General features: G+C 52.3%; 1 rRNA gene. It reads left to right on the forward strand.

Annotated features, from left to right (window positions below):
- Positions 1 to 844: ribosomal RNA gene (locus tag QN370_RS20560) — 23S ribosomal RNA — on the forward strand; the annotation flags it as partial.

Here is an 844-nt window from a genome sequence, read left to right on the forward strand (position 1 = left end):
AGGGCGTTCAGTCGCTGGGTGTAGACCCGAAACCAAGTGATCTACTCATGGCCAGGATGAAGGTGCGGTAACACGCACTGGAGGTCCGAACCCACTAATGTTGAAAAATTAGGGGATGAGCTGTGGGTAGGGGTGAAAGGCTAAACAAACTTGGAGATAGCTGGTTCTCTCCGAAAACTATTTAGGTAGTGCCTCTTGTATCACCATCGGGGGTAGAGCACTGTTATGGCTAGGGGGTCATCGCGACTTACCAACCCATTGCAAACTCCGAATACCGATGAGTGCGAGCAAGGGAGACAGACGTCGGGTGCTAACGTCCGGCGTCAAGAGGGAAACAACCCAGACCGCCAGCTAAGGTCCCAAAGATTGGCTAAGTGGAAAACGAAGTGGGAAGGCTAAAACAGTCAGGATGTTGGCTTAGAAGCAGCCATCATTTAAAGAAAGCGTAATAGCTCACTGATCGAGTCGTCCTGCGCGGAAGATGTAACGGGGCTAAGCCAGTCACCGAAGCTGCGGATATTAACGTGATTTATCACGTCGATATGGTAGGAGAGCGTTCTGTAAGCCTGCGAAGGTGTCTTGTAAAGGATGCTGGAGGTATCAGAAGTGCGAATGCTGACATGAGTAGCGATAATGGGGGTGAAAAGCCTCCACGCCGTAAGCCCAAGGTTTCCTGTTCAACGTTCATCGGAGCAGGGTGAGTCGGCCCCTAAGGCGAGGCAGAGATGCGTAGCTGATGGGAAGCAGGTTAATATTCCTGCACCGTCGTATGATGCGATGGGGGGACGGATCGCGGAAGGTTGTCCGGGTGTTGGAAGTCCCGGTCCTTGACTTGTAGAAGGCA

The sequence above is a fragment of the Actimicrobium sp. CCI2.3 genome (assembly GCF_035019065.1).
Lineage (GTDB): Bacteria > Pseudomonadota > Gammaproteobacteria > Burkholderiales > Burkholderiaceae_D > Actimicrobium.